This is a genomic window from Bacillus atrophaeus (assembly GCF_001584335.1).
Lineage (GTDB): Bacteria > Bacillota > Bacilli > Bacillales > Bacillaceae > Bacillus > Bacillus atrophaeus.
This window is the reverse complement of record NZ_LSBB01000020.1, coordinates 38,258-64,471: the sequence shown is the minus strand read 5'-3', so window position 1 is coordinate 64,471 and position 26,214 is coordinate 38,258. Positions and strand designations below refer to the sequence as shown.

At 44.7% G+C, this 26,214-nt stretch carries 19 protein-coding genes and 2 pseudogenes; 3 read left to right on the top strand and 18 right to left on the bottom strand.

Annotated elements, in window-relative coordinates; translation table 11 throughout:
- Nucleotides 1-89: 89 nt before the first annotated feature.
- Nucleotides 90-332, top strand: coding sequence for a YhdB family protein (locus AXI57_RS13955; protein ID WP_003327825.1), 243 nt, complete (start codon nt 90-92; stop codon nt 330-332).
- Between the two features lie 15 nt (nt 333-347).
- On the opposite strand, the gene AXI57_RS13950 is transcribed toward AXI57_RS13955, so the two are convergent.
- The 14 genes and pseudogenes from AXI57_RS13950 to AXI57_RS13885 all read right to left on the bottom strand — a co-directional run bounded on the left by AXI57_RS13950 (nt 348) and on the right by AXI57_RS13885 (nt 15,498).
- Nucleotides 348-872, bottom strand: a complete 525-nt coding sequence (locus AXI57_RS13950; RefSeq protein ID WP_003327827.1) for an NADPH-dependent FMN reductase — start codon at nt 870-872, stop codon at nt 348-350.
- On the bottom strand, nt 869-1,516 hold the full coding sequence (locus AXI57_RS13945; RefSeq protein ID WP_061670411.1) for a response regulator: 648 nt from the start codon (nt 1,514-1,516) through the stop codon (nt 869-871). Before AXI57_RS13945 ends, AXI57_RS13950 begins: the two co-directional genes overlap by 4 nt.
- A pseudogene (locus AXI57_RS13940) lies at nt 1,516-2,650 on the bottom strand (GAF domain-containing sensor histidine kinase). Before AXI57_RS13940 ends, AXI57_RS13945 begins: the two are co-directional and overlap by 1 nt.
- A 140-nt stretch (nt 2,651-2,790) precedes the next feature.
- Entirely contained in the window at nt 2,791-4,539 is a 1,749-nt protein-coding gene (locus tag AXI57_RS13935; protein ID WP_061670410.1) for a phospho-sugar mutase, read from the bottom strand.
- 166 nt (nt 4,540-4,705) lie between these two features.
- The gene (glpD, locus tag AXI57_RS13930) at nt 4,706-6,370 is read right to left on the bottom strand and encodes a glycerol-3-phosphate dehydrogenase (protein ID WP_003327831.1); all 1,665 of its coding nucleotides are present in this window, start codon (nt 6,368-6,370) and stop codon (nt 4,706-4,708) included.
- A gap of 142 nt (nt 6,371-6,512) precedes the next feature.
- Nucleotides 6,513-8,003 carry a glycerol kinase GlpK gene (glpK, locus tag AXI57_RS13925; protein ID WP_003327832.1) on the bottom strand — a complete coding sequence of 497 codons (1,491 nt, stop codon included), beginning with the start codon at nt 8,001-8,003 and terminating at the stop codon, nt 6,513-6,515.
- 16 nt (nt 8,004-8,019) lie between these two features.
- Complete coding sequence (locus AXI57_RS13920) at nt 8,020-8,844, bottom strand: MIP/aquaporin family protein (protein ID WP_003327833.1); 825 nt, start codon at nt 8,842-8,844, stop codon at nt 8,020-8,022.
- A gap of 175 nt (nt 8,845-9,019) precedes the next feature.
- Nucleotides 9,020-9,595 (bottom strand): glycerol-3-phosphate responsive antiterminator, encoded by a 576-nt coding sequence (locus tag AXI57_RS13915; RefSeq protein WP_061670409.1) that lies wholly within the window; start codon nt 9,593-9,595, stop codon nt 9,020-9,022.
- Between the two features lie 35 nt (nt 9,596-9,630).
- Nucleotides 9,631-10,962 (bottom strand): aspartate aminotransferase family protein, encoded by a 1,332-nt coding sequence (locus tag AXI57_RS13910; RefSeq protein WP_061670408.1) that lies wholly within the window; start codon nt 10,960-10,962, stop codon nt 9,631-9,633.
- 190 nt (nt 10,963-11,152) lie between these two features.
- Entirely contained in the window at nt 11,153-12,064 is a 912-nt protein-coding gene (locus AXI57_RS13905) for an AEC family transporter (RefSeq protein WP_061670407.1), read from the bottom strand.
- 124 nt (nt 12,065-12,188) lie between these two features.
- Nucleotides 12,189-13,727 carry a bifunctional GNAT family N-acetyltransferase/carbon-nitrogen hydrolase family protein gene (locus AXI57_RS13900; RefSeq protein WP_003327838.1) on the bottom strand — a complete coding sequence of 513 codons (1,539 nt, stop codon included), beginning with the start codon at nt 13,725-13,727 and terminating at the stop codon, nt 12,189-12,191.
- Between the two features lie 18 nt (nt 13,728-13,745).
- Nucleotides 13,746-14,408: an HAD family hydrolase gene (locus tag AXI57_RS13895; protein WP_061670406.1), complete on the bottom strand. Its 663-nt coding sequence runs from the start codon at nt 14,406-14,408 to the stop codon at nt 13,746-13,748.
- A 127-nt stretch (nt 14,409-14,535) separates the two neighbouring features.
- A complete protein-coding gene (locus AXI57_RS13890; RefSeq protein WP_003327840.1) occupies nt 14,536-14,958 on the bottom strand; it encodes a CBS domain-containing protein in 423 nt (140 codons plus the stop codon).
- A gap of 144 nt (nt 14,959-15,102) precedes the next feature.
- Nucleotides 15,103-15,498 carry a DUF5365 family protein gene (locus AXI57_RS13885; protein WP_003327841.1) on the bottom strand — a complete coding sequence of 132 codons (396 nt, stop codon included), beginning with the start codon at nt 15,496-15,498 and terminating at the stop codon, nt 15,103-15,105.
- Between the two features lie 110 nt (nt 15,499-15,608).
- Between AXI57_RS13885 and AXI57_RS13880 the strand changes: the two genes are divergently transcribed.
- Nucleotides 15,609-16,520, top strand: a complete 912-nt coding sequence (locus AXI57_RS13880) for an RluA family pseudouridine synthase (RefSeq protein WP_061670405.1) — start codon at nt 15,609-15,611, stop codon at nt 16,518-16,520.
- Nucleotides 16,521-16,558: 38 nt separating this feature from the next.
- On the opposite strand, the gene AXI57_RS13875 is transcribed toward AXI57_RS13880, so the two are convergent.
- The 3 genes from AXI57_RS13875 to AXI57_RS13865 all read right to left on the bottom strand — a co-directional run bounded on the left by AXI57_RS13875 (nt 16,559) and on the right by AXI57_RS13865 (nt 24,384).
- Nucleotides 16,559-17,152, bottom strand: a complete 594-nt coding sequence (locus AXI57_RS13875; protein ID WP_061670404.1) for a class D sortase — start codon at nt 17,150-17,152, stop codon at nt 16,559-16,561.
- Entirely contained in the window at nt 17,149-20,721 is a 3,573-nt protein-coding gene (locus tag AXI57_RS13870) for a DUF6359 domain-containing protein (RefSeq protein WP_061670403.1), read from the bottom strand. Before AXI57_RS13870 ends, AXI57_RS13875 begins: the two co-directional genes overlap by 4 nt.
- A gap of 114 nt (nt 20,722-20,835) precedes the next feature.
- Nucleotides 20,836-24,384, bottom strand: a complete 3,549-nt coding sequence (locus tag AXI57_RS13865) for a CheR family methyltransferase (protein ID WP_061670402.1) — start codon at nt 24,382-24,384, stop codon at nt 20,836-20,838.
- Nucleotides 24,385-24,562: 178 nt separating this feature from the next.
- Here AXI57_RS13865 and AXI57_RS20965 point away from each other — a divergent pair, with 178 nt between their 5' ends.
- Nucleotides 24,563-25,219: a spore coat protein gene (locus AXI57_RS20965; protein ID WP_034718055.1), complete on the top strand. Its 657-nt coding sequence runs from the start codon at nt 24,563-24,565 to the stop codon at nt 25,217-25,219.
- Here AXI57_RS20965 and AXI57_RS13860 read toward each other — a convergent pair.
- Nucleotides 25,148-26,122, bottom strand: a pseudogene (locus AXI57_RS13860) (gluzincin family metallopeptidase); the annotation flags it as partial. The gene AXI57_RS20965 and the pseudogene AXI57_RS13860 overlap by 72 nt on opposite strands.
- Between the last annotated feature and the right edge of the window lie 92 nt (nt 26,123-26,214).

Genomic DNA, 26,214 nt, shown 5'->3' with positions numbered 1-26,214 from the left:
ACGCAAACGCCAACTTTTCCCCGGTCAATAAAATCATCCGCTGCATAAACTAAACACGAACTTCTCACAAGAAAGGAGAAGCGATTCAGTTGAATTATGCGGATTATGATAAAGCGTTATATTACACTCATCGTTCACAGTGGGATAACTTATTGATTTTAATGGTGCGCACAGAAGACGATTTATTGTCAAAACGTATTGAGCATTTTCTGCACGCGTACCACTTTGAACATGATTATGGTGTTCTTGAAAAGGAACTGTACTCTCTTCTCCGTTATATTGACCATGCCACAGAACTGACTTATCAAGATCAATTGGCACTTTTGACATAAAAAAATCCCGGCATATCAGATGCCGGGATTTCCTGCTTTTGCGAACATTTTCAGTTCTTCCATTAATTCTTTTATACTGACTTCCATCTCTTCTGTTACCGCGGCATTATCATAATCAATATGGACGGGATCAAGCACAAGCTGCTTCGGAATGACGTTGGCGTATACTCCGCGCATGACTGTGCGCATATTCGTCAAGGCATTGATACCGCCTTTTCCGCCTCCTGCCACTGCCAATAATGCCACAGGCTTATATTTAAATTGTTCATTGCTCAGGAAGTCTATCGCATTTTTTAATGCTCCGCTCATGCCGCTATGATATTCAGGCGATAATAAAACAACCGCGTCGGCCTCTTTTACACGCTGTTTAAGCTGCTGAACACGCTCAATTTCAAACTGCTCTGCTTCCCCATTAAAAATCGGCAATATGTATTCGCTTAAGTCAATCAACCCGGTGTTGTATAAAGCTGAGATATATGAAGCGGCAATTCTTGTTCTGCCCTGTTTTCTTGCGGTTCCGTTAATCACTAATATATTCAATTCGTCATCTCCCCATTCAAATGATACTTGACTGCAAAAAGTGCCGCTTGTGTGCGGTCTGCAACATCAAGCTTAGCTAAAAGATTTGACACATGCGTTTTGACTGTTTTTTCTGAAATAAACAAGGAAGCGGCTATCTCTTTATTGCTTTTTCCGCTGGCAATCTCCATCAAAACATCTTTTTCCCGTCTTGTCAGCTGATAGTACTTTTCCTTCTCCGGTTCATGTTGTGTCCTCATATGTGTCAGCACATGGGGCATAATAGCACTTGAGAGCTTATATTCTCCCGAATGTACCTGCCGCAGTGTTTTCACCAATTCCTCAGGCTCTGTATCTTTCAGCTGATAAGCTTTTGCACCCGCCTGAAGGGCCGGAATCGCATGCTGCTGATCAGAATAACTCGTTAAGATAATAATACTGATGCTTGGAAAAAGCGCTGCCGCTTTTTTTGTCGCCTCGATTCCATCCATATCAGGCATGGATAAATCCATCAGCACAAGATCCGGTTTGGTTTGCTCTATCACGCGGAGAGCCTCAGTCCCGGTTGAGGCCTCACCGACAACATCAATATCCTTCTGGGTTGCAAAGAAAAATCGAAGCCCTTTTCGTACGATATGGTGATCATCCGCAATCACAATTCTCATCACATTGTCCTTCCCTTCTGTTCACTAAGCGGGAGGCTGACAGAAATGACCGTGCCCGCTCCGAGCTCTGAGTGTATCGCAAATCGGCCGCCTCTGGTTTCAGCACGCTCCTTCATTCCCTTAATCCCTAGGGAAGGCAGCCCGTCATGCGCCTCCGCACAAAAACCGCTGCCATGATCAATGACTTCAAGTGCAATCTGTTTACCGCGTAAAGCAATATACACATATGCCGTATCCGTCCCGGCATGTTTTTTACAATTGTTAAGCGCCTCCTGCACGATCCGCCACAGCATAAGCTCTTGTTCATCGGAGAGAGAGGACAGGCTCCCTGTCTGCTTGACATTAACGGTCAGCCCGATAAGCGTTCCGTAGCTTTTTACGGCTGAAGGCAATCCCTTTTCAAGTCCTTCAGGGCGGAGCTGCCAGATGAGTGACTTCATTTCTGCAAGGGCGTCTTGTGATAAGGTTTGGATAAAATCGATCATATCCTGAAGTGTCTTGTCTTTTGTTAATGATTTTGCCGCTTTTGCCGTTAAACTGACGGAAAACAGCATTTGGTTGACTGAATCATGAAGATCCTGAGCAAGGCGGTTACGCTCCATTAAGAGAGCGTTTTTTTGTTCATATTCGGCCAGTTTCATTCGCTGTATCGCCGTTCCGATCTGAAAAGCAACAGCCTCAAGCAGGTGAAGCTCATCCTCGTCGAATAAGGTTTTTCCCGCCGCGGCAACGTTCAGCAGTCCGAAGCTTCGCCCGCCGCCTTCAAGCGGAACCTTTGCATGATGGGTGATGCCCTCTGTGTCAAAACAGTTTAATTGTTCCGCCAATTCAATCCGCTTGCAGTTCATTATATTGGCAGCCCTTGTAAGGCTCCCGTTCCTGAATTTATTCAGACAATAGCAACCACCTTCACACATCAGCACATTTTGTTTATGGCTTAAAGCCGGAGGCAAATATGCATCCGCTGCTAATGTATAGGAGCCTTCTCCGTCTATCAGGAATACCCATCCTGACTGAAGCCCGGTCAAGCTAAGCAATTCTTTTAACACCTCATCAAGTGTGACCTTGACATAGGTTCAAGGTTTCCGCAATGGTTTTTAACGTTCTTAATTTCTCCACCCTTGGTTTGCTCACTTCTCTCACTCCGGCTTTACTTCTAGTACTTGTTATTATACCAGTTATTAGCACATTTTTTCTTCTCTTATAGGATGAATTTTTTCAGACTTTTGGCTGAATAAAAAAATCACCAGCCGGAAGCTGGTGATTTGCATGGTTTATTTCGCTGATGTTTCTTGTACAATTCGGTCTACTGTCTTCATCACATCTTCTGAAAGTGCGGCAAGACGCTGGTCACTGTCTTCCGTAGAAGTGCCTTTTACGGCAAAATAGAATTTAACCTTCGGCTCTGTTCCTGACGGGCGAAGGCAAAACCAAGAACCGTCTTCAAGGAAGTATTTCAATACATTTGATTTCGGAAGGTCGATGGACTCTTCTTTATTTTCCGCAAGGATCATTCGTTTGCTGACCGCGTAATCTTCCGCTGTCACCACTCGTTTTCCGGCAATTTGCTGCGGCGGGTTGCTTCTGAACGAAGCCAGTATCGATTCGATCTGTTCAGCGCCCTGCTTCCCTTTCAGTGTTAATGATTGTAAGCCTTCACGGTAAAAACCGTATTCTTTAAAAAGGTTGATCAAAGCCTCATATAGCGATGTTCCTTGTTTCTTATAGAATGCGCACACTTCAACCGCTAAAAGCGCGGCCTGAATCGCGTCTTTGTCTCTTGCAAAGTCTCCGATCAAATAACCGTAGCTTTCTTCATATCCGAATTGGAATGTATATTGGCCGGATGTTTCGTATTCTTTGATTTTTTCACCGATAAATTTAAAGCCTGTCAAAGTATCAATGGTATCCAGACCGAATGAAGAAGCAACATCACGGCCCATTTCACTGGTGACAATTGTTTTGAGAACGACGCCGTTGTCAGGCAGGATGTCCTGTTTTTTCTTTTCGGAAAGCAAATAATGAAGCAGCAGCGCACCTGTCTGGTTTCCTGTCAGCACTGTGTATTTGCCTTCATCGTTTTTCACGGCAATGCCAAGGCGGTCGGCGTCCGGATCTGTGGCGATTAAGATATCAGCGTTTTGCTCTTCTCCAAGCTTAATGGCGTATTCAAACGCCGCATGCTCTTCCGGGTTAGGGGATTTGACGGTTGAAAAGTTCGGATCAGGAAGCTCCTGTTCTGCGACAACCGTTACATTTTTGTATCCCAGCGCTTCAAGCCCGCGTCTGACCGGTTTATTCGCTGTTCCGTGCAGCGGTGTGAAAATGACGTTCACATCGACTTCGCGTGACAATTCAGGATGTACGGAAATAGAAGTGAGCTTTTCCGTGTAGACTTTATCAATGTCTTCACCGATGATTTTAATCAAGCCTTTTTCTTTTAATACTTTTTCGTCTTCTACTTTGATTGTCAGTTCGTTTTCAATGGCATTTACCTGCTCTATGACGATATCAGCCTCACGCGGCGGAAGCTGGCCTCCGTCGTCGCCGTATACTTTATAGCCATTGTATTCCGGCGGGTTGTGGCTGGCTGTGACCACAATCCCTGCATAAGCTTTCAGTTCTCTGACAGCGAAGGATAATTCAGGCGTTGGGCGAAGCTCATCAAACACGTATGTCTGAATTCCTTGAGTGGCAAGCGTTTTTGCTGCCTCCATGGCAAACTCCGGTGACTTGTGGCGTGAATCATATGCTATGGCTACGCCTCTTTTTTTCGCTTCCTCTCCCTGCTGCAATATGTAAGCGGCAAGTCCCGCTGATGCTTTGCGGACAGTGTATACATTCATTCGGTTCGTGCCGGCTCCGATTTCTCCGCGCATGCCTCCGGTTCCGAATTCGAGGTTTTTGTAGAAACAGTCTTCAAGCGCCTGCTCATTTCCCTCTAAATCAGCTAACAAATGTTTTATTTCGGGATCTAATTCTTCTGTTTGTTTCCAACGCTCATAGCTCTTATTCCAGCTCATGTTCGTCCTCCTAATGATTATCTTATGTAGTTATTTTAATATGAAGCGGCTGTCTGTGTCACTTGTTAACTGCGGAGGCTGATATATATGGGATATATAGCCATTTATTTCATCTTCTAAAAGATAAAACAGGCTGTGCCACTAAGGCACAGCCCATCAAATTTTCTTACTGATCAAGCGGCACGACGGCATCGTGCAGCAGCTCATTCAGATGTTGTGTGTGTTTGTTTTTCGTCTGCTCATCCCAGTTGAAACGGTCGCTCATATACTCAATAACAGCATGTTTATACGTTTCCACCCAATGAATGTCAAAGTACAATCTGCCCGTTCTGCGGACAAAAAAGTCTGCAGGCGTGGCTGCCATTTCTTCTTCAATGCTGTAGGCAGCTTCAGCCAAGATATGAACCGGCATCTGGCGTTTGGCAGCTTCTTCTTTCATCGGTTCGACTCTTTTGAAGACGTTCTCTACGTTAGAACCGTATCTGATGGCAAGCTGCTTAGCATCCTTTTCAGACAAACCGATGGCGACGCCTTCTTTTGTTTTTGCATCAACGAAGGAAGCAAGATTTTTAGAGCCGCCGACATGTCCGCCTGAGATCGGCATTGTTTTCGTCTTACAAGAACCGAAGTCCTTTCCGCCTTCTTCTTTTAAGCGGTTGCTTACAAGATCGACAATGTGCTCAGCCATTTTTCTATAGCCGGTCAGCTTTCCGCCGGCGATAGTGATTAAACCTGATTCTGATGTCCATATCTCGTCCTTACGAGAAATTTCCGAAGGATCTTTTCCTTCTTCGTGAATCAGCGGACGAAGCCCCGCCCAGCTTGATTCCACATCATTCTCTGTGATATTTAAATCCGGGAACATATATTGGATCGCTTTTATCACATAATCGCGGTCCTCAGTCGTCATACGCGGATGCTCTAATGCTTCTTTATAAACGGTATCCGTCGTTCCTACATATGTTTTGCCTTCCCTTGGTATCGCAAACACCATACGGCCGTCCGGCGTATCAAAGTAAACCGCTTGTTTTAGCGGGAATACGGATTGGTCAAATACTAGGTGAATTCCCTTCGTATGCTGAAGATGCTTACCTTTTTTGGAATGGTCCTTTTCTCTTAATTGGTCCACCCATGGGCCCGTCGCATTGACGACTTTTTTCGCATACACTTTATATTCTTTATTGGTCAGTAAATCTTCAATTAATACGCCGACTACTTTTCCTTTTTCGTAAAGAAGCTCTTTAACTTTGGAATAGTTCATAGGCTCGGCGCCGAATTTAACGGCTTCTTTCATTACTTCAATGGTCAATCTCGCGTCATCTGTGCGGTATTCAACGTAATACCCGCCGCCTTTTAGACCGTCCTTTTTCACCAAAGGCTCTTTTTGCAGAGTTTCTTTAGAGGACAGCATGCTTCTTCGTTCCGCCTTTTTCACGCCTGCTAAAAAGTCGTACACTCTCAAGCCGATAGAAGTTGAGAATGATCCGAATGTGCCGCCTTTATGAAACGGAAGCAGCATCCATTCAGGTGTGGTGACATGCGGGCCGTTTTCATATACGATGGCCCGTTCTTTTCCTACTTCAGCAACCATTTTAACTTCGAATTGTTTGAGGTAACGCAGTCCTCCATGGACAAGCTTAGTCGATCTGCTTGATGTTCCCGCCGCGAAGTCCTGCATTTCGCTGAGCGCGACTTTCATTCCCCTTGAAGCGGCGTCCAGTGCTGTGCCCGCTCCTGTAATTCCTCCGCCTATAATAAACAAATCATATGTCTTTTTTGTCATTTCCGAAAGCATGTTATCCCGTTCAAGACTTGAAAATTGTTGATTCATTTTTAAGTTCCTCCCAGTTGTCACGGTATATAGTAAAAGAGACCACAACAGCCAAAGCGTATGTCTGCACTTTGGTGTTGTGGTCTCTCCTCATCTCAGGACCGTTATTATTAACTTGTTTTTATTATATCATACTCAATATTTATTTAAAAGCCATAGCTGCTTTTACAGCTTTTTGCCAGCCGCTGTAAAGCTCTTTACGCTGATCGTCTTTCATTTCCGGTTCAAACCGTTTATCCAGGCTCCACTGGTCGGCGATTTCTGAACGGTCATTCCAGAAGCCGACAGCAATCCCTGCCAAATATGCCGCGCCAAGCGCAGTGGTTTCATTAATCTCCGGACGTTCGACAGGTACATTTAAAATATCTCCCTGGAACTGCATAAGGAAATTGTTTTTAACAGCGCCGCCGTCTACCCGCAACGTTTTTAATGAAATATTTGAATCGGCTTCCATTGCGTCAAGCACATCTTTCGCCTGATACGCCAGCGCTTCAAGTGTAGCGCGGATAAAATGTTCTTTTGTCGTTCCCCGCGTCAATCCGAATACGGAGCCGCGCACATCGCTGTCCCAATACGGCGTTCCCAAACCGACAAATGCCGGAACCACATAGACGCCGTCTGTTGAATCAACCCGCTTTGCATATGTTTCGCTAGACGCTGAATCCTGAAACATTCTTAATCCGTCTCTGAGCCATTGAATCGCAGAACCTGCAACAAAGATGCTGCCTTCCAGCGCGTATTCAACTTTTCCGTCGATGCCCCATGCAATTGTCGTTAACAAACCGTGCTCTGATTTAATTGCTTTTTCGCCGGTGTTCATAAGCATAAAGCAGCCGGTTCCGTACGTGTTTTTTCCCATGCCCTCTTCAAAGCACGCCTGCCCGAATAATGCGGATTGCTGGTCGCCCGCAGCGCCGGCAATCGGAATTTTTTTCCCGAAGAAATGATAATCAATCGTCTCCGCATATACGTGAGAGGACGGCTTTACTTCTGGAAGCATTGATTTCGGCACGCCCAGAATCTCAAGCAGTTCATCATCCCATTTCAATTCGTATATGTTAAACATCAGTGTACGGGAGGCATTAGAGAAATCAGTCACGTGCGCTTTCCCGCCTGACATTTTCCAAATCAGCCACGAATCAATCGTTCCGAACAACAGCTCACCGTTCTCGGCTTTTTCTCTTGCACCGTCTACATTGTCTAAGATCCATTTTACCTTCGTACCGGAAAAATACGGATCAATCAGGAGTCCTGTTTTATCTCGGAATGTGTCGCTATAGCCTTTTTCACGAAGCTCCTCACAGATGCCGGATGTCTGTCTTGACTGCCAAACAATCGCATTGTAGATCGGCTTCCCGGTATCTTTATCCCATACAACGGTTGTTTCCCGCTGGTTTGTGATTCCGATGCCGGCGATTTGATCAGGGGTGATTCCAGATTCTGATAAAACGGATGCAATAACGGATAAGACCGAACCCCAAATTTCATTTGCGTTATGCTCGACCCATCCCGGCTGCGGGAAATATTGTGTGAATTCCTTTTGGGCGGAATGCACGATCTCCCCTTTCTTATTAAAAAGAATGGCTCTTGAGCTCGTTGTGCCTTGATCTAGTGATAAAATATATGTCTCCATAAATAAGCTCCCCTTTTTAAATATATTTTGAATTTGAGAGTGTTTTAGCTGAGTGTTTTTTCGTATAAACATAGAGTCCTAACAATACCACAATTAAAATAACGCTTACAAACCAGAAGCTGATTGTAATATGCCCTTTAAACGCTGCATTGTAGAACACGCCCCCGAAGGAACCGCCTAAAATCGGTCCGACAACCGGAACCCATGCATATTTCCAATTCGATGAACCTTTCCCCGGAATCGGCAGAAAAGCGTGAGCGATTCTGGGACCTAAATCACGCGCCGGATTAATCGCGTAGCCTGTTGTTCCTCCAAGAGAAATTCCGATGGCCACAATGAGAAAGCCGACAATCAGCGGATTCAGTCCTTGAGTAAATTCATTTGCACCGATCGCTAATATGCCGAGCACAAGGACAAATGTCCCAACAACTTCACTTAACACGTTAGCGAATAGATGCGGTATACTCGGGCCTGTGGAAAAAACGCCAAGCTTTGCAGCCGGATCATCAGTTGCCTTCCAGTGCGGAAGGTAATGCAGAAATACAATAACCGCGCCGATAATCGCTCCGATCATTTGTGCGGCAATATACGCCGGAACCTGTTCCCAAGGAAAATCTCCTACAAACGCAAGACCTATAGTTAACGCCGGATTGAGGTGGGCGCCGCTGATGCCTCCAACAGCATAAGCCGCCATTGCAACACCCAAGCCCCAGCCAAACACAATGACAATCCAGCCAGATTGATAAGAAAGCGATTTTTTCAAATTGACTCCTGCACAAACACCTGCACCAAAAATGACAAGCAGCATCGTACCAATGACTTCTCCCCAAAATGCTGTCATAGAAATTCCTCCTAAAGTTACTATTCAACAGGTGTGACAGAGTCATAGAGATGAAAAAAACCACAACAAACGGCTTTACGGCCTGATTTCTGCCGTAAAGATCTGTCGTGGGTCTCCGGATTCTCCATCACAATAAATTAACCTAGTACAATTGTAACAACCGGTGTAAGCGGTGTCAATCATTTTCTGTCAAGAAATTTTCATATTTTTTCCATAATTTGGTGTCTGATGTTGTCACTGCGGTGGCCCCGGCTTTCAACGCCTGTTCAACATCCTGTTCAGTACGAATAAAGCCGCCGGCAAAAATCGGAATTCCCGTCTTCTCTTTTATTTCCTTAATGAGTGACGGAACAATGCCCGGCAGCACTTCAATAAAATCCGGTTTGTGTTTGCCGACAAACTCCATACTTTTCTCCATGGCGCTTGTATCGAGCAAAAACAGCCGCTGGATTGCATAAATTTTCTTTTGCTTCGCTTTCACGATGACGTTTGATCTTGTTGAAATAATACCGGCCGGCTTCATTTCCTGGCAAATAAATTCAGCGCCATATTCATCATGCTTAATGCCATGGATTAAATCAACGTGGACCATCATTTTCTTCCCATGCTTTTGCGCTTCTTTTATAACGCCCTTTAATTGTCCGAGATGAATATCCAAAATCACCCCATATGTAAATGAGCTGTTTAAAAATTCATCAAATTGCTTCATGTTTCGAATAGCCGGTAAAATTGATTGATTGTGAAAACTCATATTTTGCTCCTTTTTTAAAATAACTTCTGCCGAAACTACATGGTCAGTATGCTTTCCTTCAGCACTTTTACGATAAAAGAAAGCTCCTCCTCTGTGAGACAAAACGGCGGTGCAAGCTGGATCACATTGTTGTATCCGGCAGCCGTATCGCCATTTTTTCCGATAATCAGCCCTTTTGCTTTACATGCAGCTATGATCTGATTGATGATATCTGCGTCGGCCGGTTCTTTTGTTGTTTTGTCTTTCACAAGTTCGATTCCGATGAGAAGGCCTTTTCCTCTGACATCACCGACAGCCGGGTGTTCTCTCAGGCTTTGAAGCTCGCCTAAAAGCCGCGCTCCCAAATCGCGTGAACGTTGAATCAGGTTTTCATCCTCCATTATTTGCAGATTCTTTAACGCCAATGCACAAGCGGCCGGATTTCCTCCGAATGTGTTGACATGCCGAAAACGGTCATAAGGGGCTTCTCCATTGTAAGCTTCAAAAATCTCGCGTTTGACTGCTGTCGCTGACAGCGGCAGATAAGCGCTTGTAATACCCTTTGCCATGGTTATGATATCAGGCTGCACCCCATAATTCATAAACCCGAACGGCTCCCCGGTACGCCCAAATCCGCAGATGACTTCATCGCAAATCAAAAGGGCGCCATGTTTACGGCAAATGTCCTGCACCTTGGCCATATACCCGTCGGGCGGCATTAAAATGCCTCCGCCTGTAATAATCGGCTCCATGATGACGCCTGCAATCGTCTCGCTCAATTCCCATGTCATCGTCCGGTCAATTTCTAATGCGCTTTCTAAGGTTTCCTCATCAGCAGGGTTGCGGTAAAGATCAGGCGGGGAGACGTGCAAAAAGCCTTGGCCTAAAGGTTCGTATTTGTATTTCCGCTGCGCCTGCCCTGTCGCTGCGAGAGCACCCATCGTATTTCCATGATAAGCCCTGTATCTTGAAATGAATTTATACCGGCCGGGATCACCGTTTTCCTGATGATATTGCCGGGCGATCTTGAATGCGGTCTCATTCGCTTCCGACCCGCTGTTGGAGAAAAATATCACATAATCGCCGCCGAGCCATTCATTCAGCTTTTCCGCCAATTGAATCGCCGGCGTATGGCTTTGTGTCAGCGGATAATAAGGCATCTCCTTCAATTGGCCATACGCCGCCTCAGCCAGCTCCTGTCTGCCATAACCGATGTTCACGCACCATAAGCCCGACATCGCATCTAAATAACGCTGTCCGTCAATATCGGTTACACTGGCTCCGTCGGCCTTCTGAATGATGAGACTGTCAGCCGGCTGCGACCCTTTCATAGCGTGCCACACAAATCGCTCATCTTTTTCCTTTAATGCGTGATTTTGCTTTTCCACCTGATCATCCCCATTTCATTATCGTTATAAACATACGATTCTAAAATTGAAAATAGGCTGTCACGAAGGTAATGGTCTTATCATTTCCTTACTTCGTCATGGTGAAGGTTTCCTCTTCCTTCAATATAAAGCCAGACGGCAGCGGAGTCAACAAACCGCGGGACAGGCCCGCATATAAAAAATCCCCTTTCTATGAAAGAGGATGCAGAAACCAAAGCAATACCGGCAGCGTCACAATACTGAGCATTGTGCTGATGAAGGTGGCGCTTGAAACCACTTCCGGCTTAGTATTAAATTGTACGGCCATTAATGTTGTGTTTGCAGCTGTCGGCATTGCGGCTACAAGGATCATAATTTGCTTTGTCATATCGTCCACCGGCAAAATGAATGTAAAGCCCAAAGCAATAACCGGGGAAATCATAAGCTTCAGCAGCAATGAATAAGAAATTTTTCGATATTCAATATTTTTAAATGAAATTAACGCAAGCTGCATACCCAAAATGATCATAATCGTGGGTATCGCGGCGTTCCCGACAAGTTCGATTGATGTCATTAATTCTTTAGGTATAGAAATATGAACTAGCTGAAGTATTGCGCCAAGAAGCGCGCCGTAAGCGACAGGCATACGAGTCACCCGGTTCATCACTGTTTTAAAGCCGCCGGCGTCCGGACTGCCCTTCGCTGCAAAATAGATGCCGATTGTGCTCATGATCAATTGCTGGAGCACCATTAAGACAACAGCCACATCAAGCCCCGCCGTTCCGTATACAAGTAAAACGACCGGCGTTCCGTAATTGCCGTTATTCATAAATGCCGACGAGAGGATCATGGCGCAGCGGTCCTGATTCTGATACTTATGAAAATAAGATAAAAAATAAACAAGCAAAACGAGAACTAAACAGAGGCCGAGCACAAAAATGAAGAGGTAAAGGTAATCCATCGTCAGCTTATTAGAGTAGCACGTATCAAAAGCCAAAAAAGGAGACATTAAATATAAGGACATTTTGGACAGTGTCTGAATATCGAACCCAAGGGTTTTCTGTCCGATATAACCGATCGCAAAAATTCCGAAAACAGGCAATAATACAAGCAAAAACTGCATAAGGCACCTTCTTTTTCTATTTACACGCATTAATCTATTTATATTTTAATGAAAGAACGGCACAGTTTCAATTCCGCATTTATAAAGAAAGGCCCGCCAAATTCCCGGCGAGCCTTTCTCTGTTTTACTTTTGGTACTTAATTCGGTAAATATCGTGCCTTCTGTCTTTCAACTGGCGCACAGTACCGTCCTGCCGCTGCCTTCTGAGGATTTCTAAATCGACGTCGCCGATGACAACCATTTCAATATTCGGGTTGCATTCTCCGACGATGCCGTCTCTTGCAAACTCAAAGTCTGAAGGAGCGAAAATAGCGGACTGGGCGTATTGGATATCCATGTTCTCCGTTTGCGGCAGGTTTCCTACCGTCCCTGAGATAACAGTATAAATTTGATTTTCCACCGCTCTTGCCTGCGAACAATATCTTACCCGCAAATAGCCTTGGCGGTCTTCTGTACAAAATGGCGTGAAGATGATTTTTGCGCCTTTATCCGCTGCAATCCGGGCAAGCTCCGGAAACTCAATGTCATAGCAGATTTGGATGGCGATTTTACCGCAGTCGGTATCAAATACGCGAACCTGGTCACCTGCGCTGATCCCCCACCACTTCCGCTCATTCGGCGTAATATGGAGCTTATATTGTTTCTCAATCGTACCGTCGCGTCTGAATAAGTAGGCGATGTTATAAATTTTCCCCTCTTCTTCAACAAAATGAGAACCGCCGATAATATTGACGTTATACTTCACCGCAAGCTCCGTAAAGACGCTGATATAATCCTCGGTGTACTCGGTAATTCTCTGTACTGCCAAGCTTGGTGAACGTTCTTCAAGGAAAGACATCAGCTGTGTCGTGAAAATTTCCGGGAAGACCGCAAAATCAGCGCCCGCATCTGAAGCGACATCGACATAGTACTCTACTTGATTCGCAAATTCATCAAAGGAATAGATCTTTTTCATTTCATATTGAATCACACAGATTCTCACTGGAAACGCCGATTTATAATAACGTTTTGTCTGCGGAAGATAATCGACATTGTTCCATTCCATCAGCGTCGCGTATTTGCTTGACGCCATATCATCCGGCAGATAATCTGGATTAATCCGCATCAGTGTAAACCCGTTCATCAGCTGAAAAGAAAGCACAGGATCATAAATTTGGTGGCGGCTCACCTGCTCGACATAAGCGCGTGCGGTCATTTCCTCCACATACTTATGAAAGTTCGGAATCCTGCCGCCGATAATGATGCTTTTCAAGTTTAATCGTCTGGCTAAGTCTTTTCTCGCTTCATATAGACGATGCCCGATCTTCATTCTTCTGTACGTCGGATGAACCATTACTTCAATCCCGTACATATTTAAACCGTCCGGATTATGATTGGTGATATATCCGTCATCGGTAATGTCCTGCCACGTATGGCGGTCATCATATTCATCAAAATTAATCAAAAGGCTGGAACAAGAACCGATAATCTCGCCTTCAAATTCCGCACAAAACTGCCCTTCCGGAAAATGTTCCAAATGGCTGATTAAATGCTCTGGCTCCCAAGGCTCCATCCCCGGAAAACAATCCTTTTGCAAGGCGATTATTTTACTGATATCTTTTTCTTCTATATTGCGGATGACCATCTTTTTCTCAAATCTGGTCAAATCAAGTTTCTCAGACAAAACATTTCCTCCTTCTTTCTAGTCCCTGGCGTTCAAATGATCCAAAAGCAGCGCCAGCTCCATCTCAGCCATTGATTCAAGTCTGTGGTCATAGTCCTCGAATAACAAGCTGCCCGTGACTTTGTTCGGCACGATGACGCATTTCATGCCCGCGCGCTTGGCGGCGATTGAACCGTTGACAGAATCCTCAAACGCGATACATTCCGCAGGTGACACACCAAGATTTTCCGCCGCTTTTAAGTATAGTTCGGGATTTGGTTTGACCTCTTCCACATCATCAGCCGTTTGAATGACTTCAAAATCATCAAACAGCCCGATTTGTTTCAAATGTCCCGCGACCCATTTATAATCAGAGCTTGACGCCAGACCGACTTTTAAACCTAAGTCCTTCGCGGCGTTTAAATAGGCTTCAACGCCAGGTCTCGCTTTTTCGGTCTCCATTCTTTTCGAAAAACGTTCTCTTCTGATTTTCGTAAGCTCGCCATGATCCAGTTTTCTGCCCAGCTGTTCTTCTAAGTAGACAAAGGGGCGAAACCCGGCAGCTGTTCCGATTACTTCTCCCCAAACGGATAACGGCAAGGTTGAACCGTGCTCTTCAAATATTTCCTGCAACACTTCGTATTCATGGGTTTCTGTATCCAGAATAAGCCCGTCAAAATCAAATATTAACGCTTTTATCACTGCCCACAACTCCTTTTGACTTTACGAATGAGATGTATGTTTACACTATACCCCGAATTGTCTCTGCTTTCAAAATTGAAACTTTTATGAGAAGAAAGAGCCTGCATAGTGCAAGCTCTTTCGGTTATTACTGCATGTTTTGATGTGAAATGTTTGTCAGCGCTTCTCCCGCAGAGTCGTTTGACAGCTGATTCACCGCTAAATCCCCAAGCGCAACGATCCCGACTAGATTGTTGTTATCTACAATAGGAAGGCGGCGGATTTGGTGCTGGGCCATCAGTTCAGACGCCTCTTCCAAACTCATATTCGGATTCCCGGAAATGACGTTGGATGACATCACTTCAGAAACGGGTGTTTGGCCATCCCGGCCTTGAGCAGTGGTTCTCAATGCAATATCACGGTCTGTGAGCATCCCTTGTAAAACCCCTTGGTCTACAACCGGAATCGCTCCGACATTATGCTGATGCATCAGCGCAGCCGCTTCCTGAATCGTTTGATTTGAAGAAACGGTTGCTACCTGTTTTGTCATTGAATTGCTTATTGAATTCATTGCAAGCACCCCTTTCATCAGTTAGTATGTGCAGGCGGGAGCCGATTAAAAAGGGAGTTGCAGGAAAGAATTTATGATATGATCACATAAGGCCTAAAAAAAGAGCCTTTCCGCATTCAAGGAAAAGCTCTTTCTCCGCATGTATTACATTGATTTTCTTTTATCGGAATAGTCTTGATTTGCATCCGTCTGAAAATCAGACAATGCAAATGGAAAGAACATTCCGCACTCATTCAGCAAGGTGCTGTTTTTATCAAATAATACTTGGTCTTTCAAGTCATATTGACGATAAGGCTTTGTCAAAATGGTATGTATCATTTGAAGACAAGCCATAATTTGAAAAGCTTCCTTTAATGTTCCTTGGTAATATTGGTTTGTTAGGGACAGAACGCCTTTCTTTTTATAGCGTTGAATGTCCAGTTCGGAGAAAAAAAGAGGAAAAACGTCATCGAGCAGTTCCATTGTCAATTCATTGATGAAACTCTCCTGTTCTTCAGTCGCAGCGTTCACAATTCTCACATCAATCACCTTTCTTGCCATCGAATATCCTAAGTCTTTATCAAGAATAGCACAGAAAAAATCGCGAGTGCCAAGGTAAGTGTTTCCTGTTGCATCACCTGCCTTCCTCGCTTCAAAAGGAGATATATACCATGAAACAAAAAGGCAGAGGGCTGGAGCTCATGATCACTGAAAAGCTGGACGGCCAATGGCTGTTTTCCGTTCTTAAAACGGAAGTAAAAGCGTCTAAACCCGTGATTCAAGAATGGATGACCACTAAAAGCATAAAAGTGAATCATGAGCCCGCCGTCCATAATTTCATAGTGAAAAAAGGCGACCGTTTGTTTATTGACCTGCAAGAAAAAGCAGAATCAAACGTGATCCCTGAATATGGAGAAATTGAGATTTTATTCGAAGACAGCCATATGCTGATCGTAAACAAACCTGCCGGAATGCCGACTCATCCGAATGAGGAAGGCCAAACCGGCACACTCGCCAACCTGATCGCTTATCATTTTCAGGCAAATGGCGAGCAAACAAAAGTGCGCCATGTTCATCGTCTTGATTTGGATACGTCAGGCGCTGTCGTATTTGCAAAGCATCGGCTCGCCCATGCGATCTTGGATCAGCAATTAGAAAAAAAAGAGCTCAAACGCACGTATATCGCGCTGGCGGAAGGAAAGCTGAAACCGAAAAAAGGCACGATTGATTCGCCGATTGGACGAGACAGGTCACACCCGACGCGGAGGCGGGTTTCTCCGGGAGGCCAGGCAGCCGTCACTCATTTCCGGGTAAAAGGCTATCACCCAAAAGCCGGTCTTTCCCTGGCTGAATTGGAACTGGAAACGGGAAGAACGCACCAAATCCGCGTCCACATGGCAAGTATCGGCCACCCACTAACAGGAGATGAACTGTACGGAGGAAGCACTTTTATTCTCGACAGGCAGGCCCTGCATGCGAAAAGTGTCCAAGCCGTCCATCCGATAACGGGGGAGTTCATCATTGCCGAAGCACCGCTTCCCGCTGATCTGGCGGAATTATGCGGAGACTATTTTCCCCAATAAAAAACCATAGCCGCCGGGAACTAGTCCCGTGCGGCTGTTTATGATGTTCGCTGTCCGTAGATGATATAGCGTTTCGGTGCGTTGCCGACATAGGAAAAGGGATAGCATGTTGTCAAAATCAGCTCTTCCCTATCATGCTGAAGCGTGATGATAGAGGTATCGTCCTTATCAACAATTTTAGTTCCGGTGATTTCATAGGTGAATGTCCCGTATGACACAAGGATCTCCAATTTGTCTCCTTTTCCAAGCTCACCCGTCCGGCGAAAAACGGTATCTCTGTGGCCCGATAACACAATTTGGCCGTTGTCCTCCGGGTAATAGCTATCTTTGTAATGCCCGACTCCTTTTTCTAAATCATCAGCATCCGTGCCTTCCACTATTGGAAGCTCGGCTTTTATTTTAGGGATCTTCAATATCCCGCTTGCCTCTCCGATCTTGGGCTTGAAGTCTGCTTTTTTTTCTTGAGACACTTCGGCGCCGCCTGCTGAATCATCGCTGCTGGTCACTTCCCTCGCTTCTTCAAGTGATCGTTCGGTTTTCATTTTTGTATCGGCCACTTTCCATCCCCCATAGCCAGTAAGAGTGAGACCCGCTGCGATAATCAGGATCGGGATGTGCTTCATTTTTTTCATTTAGAACTGGCGCTCCTTTTTCTTCTGACATAAACATAAATACCTGATAGGGTCATCGCTGTACCGATGACGATGAAGTTATAATGGCCTGCCGAGGTGTCAGGAAGCTTGTGCGCGGCAGGCTGCTTCTCTGTTTTATTTTGTATGGGGAGAGCGCTTATTCCATCTGTCATGCCGATTGGCGCCGTCTGACTTTCTGTAATTCCTGTAACGCCGTCAGTGTCGGCAGGAATACTTTGATGATGATTTTCTTTGTCAGCGGGTGTGTTTTCAGGTTGGTTCAAAGGAGGCTGGTTCGTTCCCGGTTTGGTATCCTCAGGCGCTCCGTCATCCGGATCTTGACCCTCTCCTTCTTTCGCTTCCGCCTTTTTGATTCTTCCGTCTGCTTTATAGGAAATGGGGTCCTTAAAGCTTTTTACGAATGCAACAGTCGCCTCTATATCCTCCGGTCCTGTCACCGGATTTTTGCCGAGTGAGCTGATCGGCTTGTACTTTGTTCCGGCTGCCGTCGCCATAAAATTATTAACTGTCAGTGTATAGCCAGTCTCAGGCTGAATAGCTGTGCCGTCTGCCATTTTGATGTCAATCACTTTAGCCGTCTCTGGGTCCCATGTATAAGTAAAACCGCTTATGCTGTAATCTGGGCCATAATCGGGCGAAATTTGCGCATTGATGATGTCGGTAAGATCCTTTCCTTTGATTTCGAGTTTTGTTAACACATTTCCGAATGGCTGAATGTTAAACAGGTCTCCCCATGTAATGGGCCCTTTTTTCAGATTTTGGCGGATGCCGCCGCCGTTCATCAGCGCAAAATCCGAATTCATCGCCATCTTCATCCCATCAGCGATCAAGTTTCCGAGCGGAGTGTCACCTTCATTTGAATACCCGCCATTCATATCGGCAGCTGCTTCTCCGACGACCTCGCTGATAATCGGATCAACAACGGTTTGATATTTGCTTAAAATGCCTGCTGCCGCCGGGTCTGGTTTTATTTTACTTTGATCAACATATTCGATGTCCGCTGACTTCTTCACAATATCCTTTGTCTTGCGGTCGATTTCTAGATCAACGACACCAATGGCTTTGCCGTATTCAAAGGCTTGGACAATGAGCTTTCCGTTCACCTTGCCGTTTACAACTTTATGATTATGTCCGGCAAAGATAATGTCGATCTCTGAATCTGTCTTCTTTGCCAAATCAGCCGATTCACCGGTGATGGAGTTTCCGTTCTGTTCAGCCGTCATATGGGCGAGAACGGCGATTGACCTGACGCCCTTTTTCTTCAGCTCGGCTGCAGCCGCATTCACCGCTTGTACTTCATCAGTAAACTCAATCTGTTTGATTCCTTCGGGCATCACCATTCCAGCTGCCGATTGGGTGACAACACCGATAAAAGCGACAGGTACACCGTCAACATTAATGATCTCATAAGGCGGCAAGAAAGGTTTTCCGCTCGATTTCATTTTACAATTCGCACAAACGAGCGGGAAGTTTTGCCCGTCATATCCGCTTGTTCCCTTTTCTTCAGGATGCTCTCCGCCTTTTAGCATCCTCATCAGTTCATCGGTTCCTTCGTCAAACTCATGGTTTCCGACCGTTCCGACATCAAATCCAACCTCCTCCATCAATTCCACAGTCGGTTCATCCTGCAGCAAGGAGGATACCGGCGAGCTCCCGCCAATCATATCTCCGGCATGTACAAGAAGCGTATTTTCTTTTTCGGCTTTTCTCTCTTTCAAATAGGCTGCGGCAAAATCCATGCGCCCAAAGGTGCCGTCTGTTTTACCGTCTTGATTGAGATCGAGCTCATATTGCTGATCTATTTTTCCGTGCAGGTCATTCATGCTTAAAATCCTCAGCGGCATATTGGCTTTGTTTCCGCTCTCCCGTTTCTTATATCCGGCAGACTCTGCTTCCTCCGGGGAAGAAAAGAAAATTCGGTGCTCGACAGCGATCTCCTTCCATTCTTCAGGCGGCACATAGGTTTTGTCTGAAGAGTCGCCTACATATCTTGTCAGGCCTTTGCCTTGTTCTCTTGCCCGGAATTCAAACGGCATTTCCTTCAGCGGGTTTGCTTGATTCCAAATTCCTTTTTGCTCTTTTTGAGCTTCGGCCGCCGCTTTTTGAAACTTAAGATAATCGCCTTCATGATCGACCGGCCAAATAAAGTATGTCGGAGCATAGCCGTTTTTCACCAAGTCTAAGTTCGCATTCAGTCCATCTTCAGTGAAAACTTGTCCAAGCAGCCTGCCATAGCTGTCCTTTGCCTCTTGGCCGACCTTGACAGTAATTTTATCACCGGGAGAAAGAATGGTTTTTAAGTAGTTTGATGCTTTTTGGCCGAATGTTAATTGGTTCTCATCCAGTTCATTTTTTGGCGTGTGGTATGATTCGGGCGTATCTACATGTACGAATCGAATTTTTGTCGAGCCAAGTATAGGTGTTTTTATGTTTATTGTGTCACCGTCAACGACGCGGTCCACCACTCCTTCATATTCACCTTCTTGAGAAGGGGGAGCAGGCTGATCTTTCAGCAGTTTGATATCATCAGGCTTCCTTGGCATCAGCTGAAGGGATTGGTATCGGCTTAAAATCCCCGTGCATTCATACCATTTGCCGGCTGACAGTTCATTGATGATGCCCGTTTCCTCCATCACCCGGAGCGTGAGGGAATGGTGATCATCATCAATCATTGTCACGTTATAACCCCCTCCGGCTTGTGAACTCGGTTTAGAAGCGATATAAGCTTTTACAGTGACAAGCCGGCCTTCATAAGCGGCTCCTCGGTCACTGTTTACTAATTCGTTTATGGTGAATGATTCTGGTTCTGGAAGCGGTTGTTTTGCTGCTGTTATCTCGATCCCGGATGAGCCGGGAATGATTTCAGTCAAGCCTTGGTACTTGGCTATTTTTCCGGTTACGGTCACTTCCATGCCTTCTTTCAGCTCTGGAAACTCTTCAGGTGTACCTGAGTAAATATTGATTCCTGCCGTGCCGTCTTGGATAAATGTTGAGAGCTTTCCGCCGCCGACCGCAGCTTGGTCCGCCGTCACTACCCCTTTGATCTTCACTTGTTCATTCAATTTGCTGCGGGCATCGTGAATGGATATAAGACTGTCTGCCGGGGGTTCCTCAACGCCGCTGTTCAGACTCATTGATTGCACTTTTTTCAGGCCTGTTGTCTGAAAATATGCTTCAAGCTCTCCCTGAACCGTTATCTTTTCGCCCAAAAGCTGCGGATTCGTTTTAAGGCCGAATTGATTTCTGTATGAGGAAGGTATTTGGATGGGGAGCAGTTTCTCGGGTGATGTTTCGTCTTTGCTGTCAGCAATGGCTGCATTGTAATCGTTAGAAAACGGACTGCTCAGCTTGTAGTTCTGGTTTGAAATGGCCTGTCCCACAATAAACCCTTCTGTAACAGCTTTTCCTTCTTTTTGCTGCAATGCCTCTTCAACTGACATTGCCTCAGCTGCCTTAGCGGCCGGAAGTGCGTGCAACGGCATGTTTGTTATCACTAGTAATGTAATAAGCACACAGTAAATCGCCCGTGCGGTACCTTTTCTCCCCATATATTCTCCCCCTTTTTTAAAGCAATCTTCTGATTTACACACTATCGGTTCTCCAGCCAGATTCACGGATTTTTCTATTATGAAAAAGTGAACGCCGCACCCGGGCGTTCACTTTTATTTTTTAGATACGGGCAGTTTAATCGTCACTTTTGTGCCTTGATTTTCAATACTTTCGAATTCGATCGTGCCTTTATGGCTTTCAATAATTTTAAAGCTTACCATGAGGCCGAGACCCGTTCCTTTTTCTTTTGTTGTATAAAAAGGCTCCCCCAGTCTTTCCATCATTTCCTTGGAAATACCTTTCCCTTGATCCTCAAACGTCAGCTGGATATACCCGTTTTGATACACAGTATGAATGTGAATGTCACCTTCGATTTGTTCCATCGATTCAATCGCGTTTTTCAGCACATTCAGAAAGACTTGCTTGAGCTCATTTGGAACTCCCTTTATATCAGGCAGCTTATCATTCAGGTTTTTGATAACCCGAACGCCTTTCAGCATGGCCTGGGACTCAAGGATTAATGAAACATCCTCCACAATATCGTTAATCTGAATCGTTTCAAATTGGACTGATTTTGATCTCGACAATACTAAAAATTCATTAATGATAGATTCTAATCTGACAAACTCGGACATCATGACTTCCGCATAATCTTTTTGATATTTTTTGCTTTGAATCATCAGCTGCAAAAATCCTTTCAAAGAGGTGAGCGGATTTCTGATTTCATGGGCGATCCCTGCTGCAAGCTGGCCGATTGCAGAGAGCATCTCAGATTTCATCAGCATTTTTTCAGACTGCTTTTGATTTGTAATATCCTCGGCAATCCTCATAATCCGACCGACTTGTCCGGAATCGTCTTTAACCGGAAGAAGGGTGACATACTCCCATCGGTCAAGGCCGTCTTTATCCTGATAATACAGCTCGCCGGACCACCTGTTGTTTTCCGGAATGGAATGCCAGTGGGAGCTGAGCTCGCTCAGCTGAAAATATTGATCATAAAGCTCAAACACGTTCTCGCCGATAATCTCATACTGCTCTTTGCCGATCATTTCGCAGAAACGCTTGTTCACATATTTAATTTGCCCGTCCGCCGCGGCGATTAATATGTTTGCGGGGCTTTGTTCAACTGCTTCGGAGCTGATTTGAAGCGCTTTGTTTGTTGATTTCAAATCCGTAATGTTGACGAAGGTAATGACTACCCCTTCTACTTTATTTTCGTTTGTATAATACGGCATCATTTTGACATTGTACCAATCGCCATTTTGCGCCTCGACTTCTTTTTGGATAAATCTCTTGTCTTTTAGTGTGAGCTGAATGTCTTCAAGATAATTTTCATATTTCAGCCTGCTGGAAATATGATAAATCGGCCTTCCGACATCCCTTTCGATCAGATGAAATACATTTTCCGCCTCAGGTGTGAATAGCTTAATATGACATTGTTCATCAAGAAAAATCGTAGCGATATTTGTATTGATCAGCAGATTATCCATGTCTGTCGTCATGGCTGTCAGCTCTTCAATCTTCTTCTCAAACTGCTGATTGACAGTCATCAGCTCTTCATTGACAGACTGCATTTCTTCATTTGTCGATTGCAGCTCTTCATTGGCCGCGATCAGTTCTTCATTTGTGCTCTGCAATTCCTCGTTAGACGTCTCCAATTCCTCAATTGCCGTTTGCAAATGCTGTTTGGTTTCATACAGCTCTTTTTCAAGATCAAGTATCCGCTGATGATATGCGGAATCTTCATCAAACATCAAAAGCTCGTGTTTTGCGCTCTTTTCTCGCTTATATTTCTTATTCTCGATAAACAAAATATATAATTGATAATGGTTTCTTTTTAAGCTTTTTAAGGTCAGCTCTACATGAGCAGGTTTGCCCCCGACAGACACTTTCATGTTTTGAAACTTCACTTCAGTGTTTGTCGCTCTGGCTTTTTTGAGCGCTGTGCTGATCGGAACCGATAAATTTGTAGGAAAAATATTGTATATGCTGTAATTGCATTTGCCGTTTGGAAATTTTAAATATTGATTTGCGCTTTCAGAGGATGCGATGATTTCTTCTCTGTCATTTAAAATCATGCATGGATGCAGATATTGATCAATCAAGGATAAATACATTTCATCCATTTGGTGAAATTCCATCAGCTCATAAATTTTATTGCATTTTCCTGCCTGCACATGCTTCCTTTCAGCATGTGCTGCCTCAGACAAATGATACTTGATTTGTTCTGCCGACGCTGAATTGCTGAAGACCTTCCATTTTCTGTCCGCAGGCGTATAGAGATTGGTCATTTTTCCGATTGTTTCACTCGGGCCAAGCATCAGGTAGCCTTCTTCACGCAGAACAAAATGAAAGAGAGACAGCACCTTCTCTTGGAATTCCTGCTGAAAATAAATCATAACATTACGGCAGCTGATAAAATCAAGATCCACAAAGGGAGAATCCTTGATTACATTATGGGGGGCAAAGACCACATGCTCTCTCAGCCTCTTTTTAACCACATAGTCAGGCCCTTTTTTTTCAAAATATTTAACCAGCCATTCAGGAGGAACGGGGGATACGGCCTGTTCCGTATATGTCCCTTTACTTGCTTTTTGTATGGAGCTTTTATTAATATCTGTGGCGAAAATCTGCAAGTCGATTGCCGCTTTACGTTTTTCAATTTCTTCACAAAACACCATGGCGACAGAATAGGCTTCTTCACCCGTCGAACAGCCTGCGACCCAGACACGGCAGGATTTTCTCCCTTTTTTGATATTGTTCTCCACAATCGCAGGGACAAAATGCTTTCTTAACGTGTCAAATGATTCTTTATCTCTAAAAAAATGGGTGACCCCGATGAGAAGATCGTTAAACAGCAGCTGCAGCTCTTCGGGATGCTTCATGACATACCTATTGTACTCATCAAGGCTCAGCATCTGTTCATCAAGCAAATTCATTCTCCGCTCAATTCGGCGGCTTACGCTGTTCTTTTTATACATTGAAAAATCAATGCCTGTCTGCTTTTGGATCAGGTAAACGGTTTTTTCTATCGCTTCATCAGATAATTTGCATTTCACTTGGTTTAAAAGCTGATTCATATAGGCGGCGATTTTTTTCGGACGTTCTACAAAATCGGCGATCCCCGATTTGATCACATGATTCGGCATGTCCGGACATTGGGCCGACTCGTCCTGTGCCATGCATATGCCGCCGTGTTCATGGATTAATTTCATGCCTTCCGCGCCATCCCGTCCTTTTCCGGATAATATGATGGCAACCGCTTTTTCTCTTTGGGACAGAGCCAACGATTTGAGAAAGTAATCTATCGGATAATTGATCTTTTCGTTTTCATCATATGTATGTACTTGTATCGTATGATTTTCGATTTTAATATTATGATTAGGCGGACATAAGTAGACGGTTTTCCCCTTTAGCGTTTCTCCGTTTCTTGCCAGACGCACATCCATTGACGTATATTTTCCGAGAAGTTCCGGCATAAAGCTTTTGTACTTCGCAGAAAGATGCTGAACCACAACAAAGCAGACATTGAGGCTGCTTTTAAATGCTTTGAAAAACTCCTTAACCGCATTCAAACCGCCCGCAGATGCTCCGATGCCTATAATGGCCGGTTTCTGTTTGGCAATGTCTATCGGTGATACTTCCATTAGTTCTTCTTGCATCCGTTACCCCCACCAGTAATTGTTTAGTCTGTCTGAAAAATATTCGACAGAGAGACACCAAATCCTTTCATTCCTGCATATTGTTTCATTTTTCGGAACGCTTATCGGCTCTTGATGCATAAAAAACTACATTCACTCACATGATAAATGTGATTTGAAATAAAGGAGGATATCCGATTTGGAACAGCAAAATCAGCAACAGTCACAAGTAAACCAAGGAATACCGAGCAAACCGCAAGCTAACCACGGCGGGCACGAAATGTTTGATATGCATGAGGTGCTGGTAGGAACCATCAATGTTCTTGACCAATTTATCATGTTAAGACAGTTTGTCCAAGATCAAGAACTGCTCGGGATATTGGACCGCCAATATCAGTTCATTTTGTCACAGTACAACTTGACTGCAGAATGCTTTAAAACAGGCAGTGAGCCATCCCAAAAAACGGCTACGTACTTGATGAAGGAAGACAACCAGACGGTTTACGGCATGAAGCCTTCACAGCCTCATAAACCGCTTCAATCTATGACAGATATTAATGACGGCCTCATCAGCAGACAGATGCTTGTATCTATAAAAGCGCAGGCATCCATGATGACTATGGCTTCTCTTGAAATGACGAATCCAGCCGTCAGACGTGTGCTTTCAGCCCAAATTCAGCAATTCGTTGAAATGGCTTTTGAAATTTTTCTCTATCAGAATAAACACGGATACTATCAAGTTCCGCAGCTGAATACTCAGGATATGCAAAACATGCTGAACGCATTCGCTCCGGCTCAAGGACAGCCTCAGATGCCTCCGAATAATGGAAGCATGGGACAGCAAGGCCTTCATTAAAACAGAAGCGGCACTGGACCCGGTATCCAATGCCGCTTTCTTTTTCTCATACTTATGGGTAAAGTCCTTTTCAAATTGAGTCAGGCTCTCATTTGTCGCTGCTTTAAACCCTTTTTCGAAATTCTGCACTTCCGACGTCTTCTTCATGATCTTCAAAATAATGTCTTCTCCAAACGTTCCCGTCAGTTCATTTATCATATAGAAGCTTTGTAAATACACATCGGTTTGATAGGCTGATCTGGCTTTTTGCCAATTCTCATCTGTATCAAGCTGGTCAAACGGAACGACAGCAAACGAAACCGGATCGATCACCAGTTCATAATTAGCCGTCCACTCGCTGGTCCCCTCGTGAAACCATAAAGGAAAATCATCCGGATCGGCTTTAAGCTCCCTCAATTTCTGATGAAACGCATAGTGGGTGAATTCATGTATGAATAACCGCTGATACAAATAGACCGCCATATCATTTTCTTTCAAAAGCTCTTTCTTTTCCTCCGGCATGATGCCGATCAGCTTCTCCTGCTCAGAATAAAAACCTGCAACCTCCGCCAGGCCGGAGTAGGCTTCTATCTGCTTTTGATTCGAAAAAAATATAATATCCAGATGCTCTGAGCCTGCATATCCTAAAATGATTCTATTCATGTTTGCTGCATAATCCAACGTCTCTTTTGTCAGCGGAAGCAACGGCTTTTCTTCAGATGTATAGTAAACAGTCACCTGGTGAAATGACACTTTTTCCATATGTTCAGTCACTTGCTCTTTCGTTAACCCGGAGGCTTGACTGTCTGGTTCTGACAACATATACATCGCACTTGATACGATAGCCGAACTTACAGCAAAAACCACAAGTATTCCGCACAGGATCAAAGCCAACGCCTCGCGTTTTCCCATGCCGTCATTCAAACGCCTTCCCCTCCCCCGAGCAGTCCTTTTTATTCTCTAACCTATGCAGATGGGGAAAAGGAAGTGACAATTGAGCATAGAAAAAAGCCGCA

Coding starts and splice junctions, on each gene's coding strand:
- AXI57_RS13865 (WP_061670402.1), bottom strand. CDS start 24,384: ATGCAAGAAGAACTAATGGAAGTATCACCGATAGACATTGCCAAACAG.
- AXI57_RS13935 (WP_061670410.1), bottom strand. CDS start 4,539: ATGAGCTGGAATAAGAGCTATGAGCGTTGGAAACAAACAGAAGAATTA.
- AXI57_RS13885 (WP_003327841.1), bottom strand. CDS start 15,498: ATGGCAAGAAAGGTGATTGATGTGAGAATTGTGAACGCTGCGACTGAA.
- AXI57_RS13945 (WP_061670411.1), bottom strand. CDS start 1,516: ATGAGAATTGTGATTGCGGATGATCACCATATCGTACGAAAAGGGCTT.
- AXI57_RS13890 (WP_003327840.1), bottom strand. CDS start 14,958: ATGAATTCAATAAGCAATTCAATGACAAAACAGGTAGCAACCGTTTCT.
- AXI57_RS13870 (WP_061670403.1), bottom strand. CDS start 20,721: ATGGGGAGAAAAGGTACCGCACGGGCGATTTACTGTGTGCTTATTACA.
- AXI57_RS13905 (WP_061670407.1), bottom strand. CDS start 12,064: ATGCAGTTTTTGCTTGTATTATTGCCTGTTTTCGGAATTTTTGCGATC.
- AXI57_RS13920 (WP_003327833.1), bottom strand. CDS start 8,844: ATGACAGCATTTTGGGGAGAAGTCATTGGTACGATGCTGCTTGTCATT.
- AXI57_RS13915 (WP_061670409.1), bottom strand. CDS start 9,595: ATGAGTTTTCACAATCAATCAATTTTACCGGCTATTCGAAACATGAAG.
- glpD (WP_003327831.1), bottom strand. CDS start 6,370: ATGAATCAACAATTTTCAAGTCTTGAACGGGATAACATGCTTTCGGAA.
- AXI57_RS13875 (WP_061670404.1), bottom strand. CDS start 17,152: ATGAAAAAAATGAAGCACATCCCGATCCTGATTATCGCAGCGGGTCTC.
- glpK (WP_003327832.1), bottom strand. CDS start 8,003: ATGGAGACATATATTTTATCACTAGATCAAGGCACAACGAGCTCAAGA.
- AXI57_RS13880 (WP_061670405.1), top strand. CDS start 15,609: ATGAAACAAAAAGGCAGAGGGCTGGAGCTCATGATCACTGAAAAGCTG.